The following is a 7,559-nucleotide window of genomic DNA, read 5'->3' on the forward strand; positions in this document are numbered from 1 at the left end:
CCCCCGAGACGCCCACCGGCGCCGCCCGGGGAGCCCGCCGACCCGGGCCGGGCCGCGCGGTGACGGCCGGGCCCGGAGGTCGGGGCTCTGGCAGGGCGCTAAAACACTAGATCTTGCGCAGGAGCATGGCGAGGTTCCAGGTGACAACCTCACGAGCGCCGGGGACACGCAGGATGGCCTTCGCCCAGTCCGGCAGGTAGCGCGGCATCGCGTCGACGACGACCACGTCGGAGCGCTGGCGGGCCCAGGCGAGGGTGCCCGCGACGGACACCGGGAACAGCGTCTGGCCGAACCGGTTCTTCGGCGGGCGGCCCTGCCGCTTCTCGAAGCGGTCGGCGGCGCGGTCACCACCGAGGTAGTGCCACGGCGCCGTCTCGTGCCCGCCCCACGGCGAGAGCCAGTTCGTGTAGCTGAGGAAGATCAGCCCGCCGGGGCGGGTCACCCGCACCAGCTCCGAGCACATCCGCCACGGGTCGGGTACGTGCTCAAGCACGTTCGAGCTGTAGCAGAGGTCGATCGAGTCGCTCCGGAACGGCAGCTCGAGCGCGCTCCCGCGGATCCGGCCGGGCACATCGAGACCACCGGCCTCCATCTCGGAGACGTCGGGCTCGACCCAGTAGTACCTGGCGCCCGCGTCGAGGAACGCGGACCGGAAGTAACCGGGGCCGCCGCCGACATCCAGCACCAGCTGGCCGGACAGCGTCGTGTACCGGCGGAGCTGGCGGACGGAGTCGGCCGCGATGAGCGAGTAGAAACCGGCCGGGTCGACCGGCTCCTTGCGGTGCGCGCGGAACAGCGTGACCGACCGGGAGAGACCGAAGCCGGAGTACGGCAGGTCGCGCACGGCGGGCCGGTCCCCCGACGCCCGCCTGCTGGACGTCGACGCGCTCGACGTCGACGTGTTCGGAGCTGGCGTGCTCGAAGCCGGCGCACTCGACGTCGGGCGGCTCGAGGCGGACGCGGTCTCGGACATGCCGGGGACGATAACACTGTGCCCCCACAGGGTTGTCCGCCCGTGGCGGCGCCCGGCGCAGCCGGCCCCCGATCAGAGCAGCCGGCCCACCGGCCTCGCCCGGTCGACCGGCGCAGAGCGGGGGAATCTTCGCCATCGGTGGAAAAAGCCCCTTCTCCGAGCTAATGTGCAGACATAGATCTTCGCCGTGCGCCACGATCTTCACAATACGATTCACGGCGCACCGGGCGGCACTCCGTCGTTTCTTTCGTTTCCCGTGACCCGGAGAGAATGTTTCCGGCGATCCTGAAAGGCCGGTGACGGCGATGGCGCCGATGCCCGCATGCCCGACCTGCGACCGGAAGTAGGAAGCCGGTGTCGCAGACCTCGGAATCCCTGCCCCCGTCCAGCGAACCGGTCCGCAGGCCAATGATCGACGTCCCGGCACCACCCACCACCGTCCAGACGGCATCTGTAACAACACCGCTCTCTCCGCAACAGATCTCCCCGCAACCGCTCTCCCCGCACCTGGCCGACCCCGCGGCGCCGGCCGCCCACGAGGCGCCGCCCGGGCCCGCACCCGGAACCGGAACCGGAACCCCCAGTCACACCGGGACTCCCCCTGCCGGGCGCCCGCAGGCCCACGCCGGCGCAGGCATCCGCCACGTCCTGGCCCGGCCCTACGGCGTCATGGCGGAGATGGACCACATGCGCCGCCAGTCGCCGTTCTACGACTCGCGGGTGGACGAGATCGACGGCCGGCGCATTCGCATCGGCGACCGTTGGCTGATCGATTTCGCGTCCTGCAACTATCTCGGATTCGATCTCGACCGAGAGATCATCGAATCCGTTCCGGAGTATCTGGATCTCTGGGGAACCCACCCGAGCTGGTCACGCATCATCGCTAATCCACGACTGTTCGTGGAGATCGAGGAGACGCTGGCGGACCTTCTCGGCGCGCCGGACACGCTGTTACTCCCGACCATCAGCCATATCCACCTGTCGGTGCTGCCCGCACTCGTCGGCCAGGGCACCCTGTTCGTCGAGCTGCACGCGCACAGCTCGGTGCATGACGGCGCCACGATGGCGCTGGGCCGCGGCGCCACCGTCCGGCGCTTCCGGGAGGACCGGCTCGATCGGCTGGAACGCCGGCTGCGGGCATGTACCACCTATCCCCGGGTCGTGGCGATCGACGGGGTGAACAGCATGACGGGCAACGGCCCGCCGCTGGCAGAGCTGCTCGAGCTGGTCCGGGCGTACGAGGCCGTCCTGTACGTCGACGACGCCCACGGCTTCGGGGTCATCGGCGAGCGCGCGCCGGACGAGCCCACCCCGTACGGCCTGCGCGGCAACGGGATCGTGCGGCACCTGGGGCAGAGCTACGACGACCTGATCCTGGTCGGCGGGTTCTCGAAGTCCTACTCCTCGCTGCTCGCGTTCGCGACATGCCCGACCGAGCTCAAGGACTTCCTGAAGACGATGGCCAACCCGTACATCTTCTCCGGCCCGCCCCCGGTCGCCTCGCTGGCGACCGCGCAGGTCGGGCTGCGGGTGAACGCCGAGCGGGGCGAGCGGGCGCGGGTGGCCCTGTACGGCCTCACCGCCCGCCTGCTGGCGGGGATCCGCGCGCTCGGGCTGACCACGCTGAACACCTCCGGCTACCCGATCATCGAGATCCCGCTGACCGACCCGGCGCGGGCCGACGCGCTCGGCGCTTTCCTCTACGAGCGCGGGATCTACGTGACGGTGGCACCGTTTCCGCTGGTGCCCCGGGAGCAGGTCGGGGTGCGGATCCAGGTGACCGCGGCCAACACCGACGCCGAGATCGACACCCTCCTGGACGTCCTCGACGCGGCGGCGCGGCGCTTCCCCCTCGCCCAGATCGGCTGACCGCCCGGGCGCGGCTGGCCCGACGGATACGCCCCGGGCCAGCCGCGTCCGTCACGTCAGACGCGGCTGGCCCGGCCGTCAGATCGGGCAGCCGCCGCGCCGTCAGATCAGGCGGAGCTGGCGGCCGGCTGACCGGCGACGTGCGGCGGCGGCTGTGCCCTGCGCGGCCCGCGTGCGCTTGTCGAGATGACGTCCGTCGATGGCGGAGAGGAACGCCGACGGGCCGGTGTCGGCCAGGTCGCCGCCGCGCCGGCGCCGGGCGGCATGGGTGAGGACGAGCTGGCGGCGGGCCCGGGTCATCCCGACGAAGAGCAGCCGCCGTTCCTCCGCCTCGGCGTCGGCCGACGGGCTCGACCCACCCCAGCGCAGCGGCAGCAGGCCGTCCTCGCAGCCGACGATGATGACGAGGCCGAACTCCAGCCCCTTGGACGCGTGCAGCGTGAGCAGGGAGATGCGGTCCGCCCGCGGGTCGAGCCCGTCCACCTCCGTCGCCAGGGTCACCGAGGTGAGGAACGCGCCGAGATCGTCCCCGGCGACCGCGGCCGCCGGGGCGAGCAGCTCCGCGGCGCGTCGGATCTCCGCCTCGCTCGGCAGCCGTCCCGCCGGGACCCCGCCGGGCCGAGCGACACCGGGCGCGAGGGCGGCAGCGGTGCCGAGCTCGGTGCCGGCGGCCGCGGCGAGGTCGGTGAGCCGCGCGGCCGCGTCCCGCAGCAGCGCGGTGACCGTACGGGGCGCGGTGTCACGGCGATCGCGCAGCAGGGCGAGCACCGCGGCGACGGCCGGGACGTCCGCGAGCGGGGTGTGGGCATGCTGGCGGAACGGGAACCCGCGGCGCACCAGCGCGTCCATCACCGGCTCGGCCTGGCGCGCCGTCCGGTAGAGCACCGCGATGTCGGCGAACGACAGCCGGCCCCGCTCCGAGCCGTCCACGCCCGAGTCGAGGGAGTGGAACGAGGTGCCGCCGAGGGCCTCCTCGATCAGGTCGGCCACGGCGATGGCCTCCTCGGCCTCGCTCGCGCACTGCCGGACGACGACGGGGCCGTCCTCGTCCAGGCCGGTCACCGCGCGCAGCTCGCGGCCGGGCACGAAGGTGGTGGGCGCGATGGCGTCCAGCGCGGCGCTGACGATGGTGGGCGTCGAGCGGTAGTTGCGGGTGAGCGAGACCCGCCGGGCGCCGGGACGGTCCTGCTCGAAGCGCAGGAAGAAGCCGACCTCGGCGCCGCGGAAGCTGTAGATCGCCTGGTCGGGGTCGCCGATCGCGCACAGGTCGGCCGCGGGCGGGCAGAGCTCGCGCAGCAGGCCGTACTGCACCTCGTCGATGTCCTGGAACTCGTCGACCCAGACGTGCCGCCAGCGCCGCTGGTACTCGGCCGCCAGGTCCGGGTTCGACCGCAGCAGCCCCAACGGCAGCGTGAGCAGGTCGTCGAGGTCGACCATGTTGCGATCACGCAGTGCGGCGTCGTAGCGGGCGAGCACCCCGGCGAGCGCGTGGTCCCGGTAGGTGCGCCCCAGGGCGCGCTGCCGCTTGAGCTCGGCCAGCTCCGCCGCGGCACGGCGCCGCGCCTCGGGACCGTCGGTCCCGTGCATCGCCTCGTCGATCAGCTCCCCGCGGATGGCGTCGTCGGCCACCTGCACCCGTGGCGCCCGCGCGAGCGCCACATGCTGCTCCCGGATGATCAGCAGGCCGAGGCCGTGGAAAGTCGTCGCCAGCGCGCCGGCACCGGGCCTCCCCGTGTCTCCTGGTGCCTCGTCCACGGCCGCACCGCTCGTGGACGCCGCATCTGTGGGCGTGCCGTCCGCGGGTGTGCTCTCAGCACGCGTCCCGGCCGGGCCTGGCGCAAGCAGAACATCGAGCCGTTCTCGCAGCTCGCCGGCAGCGCGGCGGGTGAACGTGACCGCCAGGCACTGCTCGGCGGGCACGCCGAGCTCACGGACCCGGTGCGCGATGGCGTGCACGAGCGTGCGGGTCTTCCCGGTGCCGGGGCCGGCGAGGACCAGCAGCGGCCCGCCGACGTGCTCGGCCGCGCGCCGCTGGTCGGGATCAAGCCCGTCGAGCACCGACGGCGGGCCGCTGCGCTCCACCGCGTCATCGCCCGGGAACAGGTCACCGGCTTCGGTGACCTTGGCGACGTCGGTAGCTCCGGCGGCCTGGGGGACCTCGGCTGCTTCGGCGGCACCGGGCGCGAGCGCGGTGCCGCCCCGGCCGGCGCCACGGCCCCGGCGGATGCCGGCCTGCGGCGCCGTCGCGAGGCCGGGCGTGCCGAGGTCGAACAGCGTGCCCGCGTCGGCGGTGAGCTCGTCGGGCTGGAAGAGCCGGATGACGCCGTACTCGCCGTCGAAGCCGGCCTGGCGGATCACCTCGCCCCGGCGCAGCCGTCCGATGCCCTCGACCAGCGTCGGCGAGCCCACCTCCGCGATCGCGTCCAGCGGGACGTCCGAGAGGATGCCGAGTTCGGGGCCGAGCCGGGAGACGAGGGTGCTGACCTGCGTCGCCACCGACTTGCTCTTCGGCCCGACTCCGAGGATCTCGCCGACGATCTCGGGCAGGGCCACCAGCGACGTGACGTCACCCGCCGTGTCAGGTCGGTGCACTTCCGTGCGGTCGGCGAGCGTGTCCACCCGGTTGAGTACGCCCACCGTGAGCGGACGCCCGCACTCGGGGCAGATGCCGCCGACCGCGCGGGTCTGCTCCGGCGTCAGCGCCACTCCGCACTTGCGGTGGCCGTCGTGGTGGTACTTCCCCTCCTCGGGGAAGAACTCGACGGTGCCACCGAACCCGTCGCCGGTGCGCAGCGCACTGAGGATCGAGAAGTAGTCGGGCTCGCAGGTGAAGGCGGTGGCCTCCCGCCCGAGCATCGGCGGGGAGTGCGCGTCGGAGTTGCTGACCAGCCGGTAGCGGTCCAGCCCGGAGATCCGCCAGAACATCTCCGGGTCCGCCGACAGGCCCGTCTCCAGCGCGAAGACGTGCTCGGCGAGGTCGGCGTAGCAGTCCTCGACAGCGTCGAACCCGGATTTTGAGCCCAACACGGCGAACCAGGGCGTCCACACGTGCGCGGGGATCAGGTAACAGCCCTCGCCGGCACCGAGCGTGATCTCGAGCAGGTCACGGGAGTCCAGGCCGAGGATGGGCCGTCCGTCTGCGGAGAGATTGCCGATTCGGGCCAGTGCGGACGTGATCCGACCGGCCGATTCGCGATCGGGCGCGTAGAGGAGGTGATGAACCTTCCTTGTACGGTCGCCTCGCTTGTAGATGGTGGAGATCTCCGTAGAGATCATGAATCGGGTCGCGGTGCGGCACGACGCGGGCAGCGTCGCGAGCACGTCACGCTCCAGGTCGGGACGCAGCCGGAACAGTCCCGGCTCCGCCGGCACCAGCTTGGTCGCGAGCTCCTGCGACCAGGCCGGATGGGTGAAGTCGCCGGTCCCGACGACGCGGATGCCTTTTCGGGCCGCCCACCACGCCAGATGCTCCAGGTCGCAGTCGCGGCTACAGGCCCGCGAGTACCTGGAGTGCACGTGGGTGTCGGCAAAGAACCGTGACCTCACGGATGCGTATGTTGTCGCATCCGGGCCCCGGGGCCGGTCACGGCACGCCGGAGAGCACGCCGGATCCCACGAACAAGCGGCCCGGGCGGGGCGCGTCGGGCCGGGCTGCCCCGGTTCCGGGGGCCATCGCCCCGGATCGCCACACCCCCTGGGCCAACTGTGCATGCGGATGAGCACCGATATCCGCGGGTCGCGACCGCGTCGTCCGCATTCGTCCGGGAGGCTTGCACGAGTTCCGGTACCGGGCGTACCGGTCCTGGAACGCACGAGACGGGACATCCGCGATGTCCTGTCGCGAGTTCCGACGCCGGCACTCGCCGGCCGGAATCGGGGAGAGATATGACGACGGACTCGGGAACAGCGGATTCGGGAGTGGCGGACGCGAGGCAGGCGGACACGCGGCACTCGGACGCCCGGCACGTGGACGCGCGGCACTCGGAGACCCGAGCCGTGGACACCCGGAGCATGACCACGGACGGCGGCATGACCCGCGCGGCCCGGGCCGCGGCCCGGAGCACCGCCCGCGCCGCTGCCGCCGTTGCGGACGCGGCCGCGGCCGGCACCCGCGGCACGGGGGCCAGCGACGCCACCGACGGCGGCCTGGCCGCGAGTGATCCGAACGCCGGCGCGCCCACGGGCCCGGGGGTACCCACCGACGCGGACGCAGCAGCCGAGGCGGTCAGCGCCGCCGAGGCGGAGGCCAGGGCAACCGCCGCCGCGGACGCCGAGCAGCGCGCCGCCACCCTGCGCGAGCGGAACGCGGCGCTGAGCGACCGCTGCCACCGGCTCGTCCGGTTCCTGCACGAGGTGGCCGTCTCCCAGTCCGAACAGGTCGTCGACGTCGACGACAACCCGCTGGTGATCTGGCTCGCCGACCTCCCCGCCGGCCTGTCCCTGTTCGAGCACGCGGGCGCCGGTGAGGTGCTCCTCGAGGCACCCGCCGCGGCGCTGCTGCCGCCGGCCCCACCGCTGCCCGAGATCCTGCGCGGACGGGTGCGGCTGCCGGTGCGTGGCGGCGGCCTCGCCGCGGGCCTGCCCAACCCGGGAATCGTCCTGCACGGCCCGGTGCCACCCGCCGACATCGACCTGACCGCCACGCCGGTACTCGTCTACGACCCCCCGCCCCGCCCGACTCCGGCACCCGCCAAGCCCGCACCCGTCCGCGCAGGAT

Annotated in this window: 3 protein-coding genes and 1 pseudogene; 2 read left to right on the forward strand and 2 right to left on the reverse strand. The window is 73.1% G+C overall.

All coding sequences use genetic code 11. The annotated features are described in order from the left end of the window. Nucleotides 1-106: 106 nt before the first annotated feature. Nucleotides 107-844 carry a class I SAM-dependent methyltransferase gene (locus FMEAI12_RS31675; protein WP_020458633.1) on the reverse strand — a complete coding sequence of 246 codons (738 nt, stop codon included), beginning with the start codon at nt 842-844 and terminating at the stop codon, nt 107-109. A 537-nt stretch (nt 845-1,381) separates the two neighbouring features. Here FMEAI12_RS31675 and FMEAI12_RS31685 point away from each other — a divergent pair. Further along, entirely contained in the window at nt 1,382-2,842 is a 1,461-nt protein-coding gene (locus tag FMEAI12_RS31685) for a pyridoxal phosphate-dependent aminotransferase family protein (protein ID WP_235014905.1), read from the forward strand. A gap of 102 nt (nt 2,843-2,944) precedes the next feature. Here FMEAI12_RS31685 and FMEAI12_RS31690 read toward each other — a convergent pair whose 3' ends face one another. Next, nucleotides 2,945-6,388, reverse strand: a complete 3,444-nt coding sequence (locus FMEAI12_RS31690) for a UvrD-helicase domain-containing protein (RefSeq protein ID WP_112108894.1) — start codon at nt 6,386-6,388, stop codon at nt 2,945-2,947. A gap of 372 nt (nt 6,389-6,760) precedes the next feature. Here FMEAI12_RS31690 and FMEAI12_RS31695 point away from each other — a divergent pair. Beyond that, nucleotides 6,761-7,559, forward strand: a pseudogene (locus tag FMEAI12_RS31695) (hypothetical protein); the annotation flags it as partial.

Source organism: Parafrankia sp. Ea1.12 (assembly GCF_900465275.1).
Taxonomy (GTDB): domain Bacteria; phylum Actinomycetota; class Actinomycetes; order Frankiales; family Frankiaceae; genus Parafrankia; species Parafrankia soli.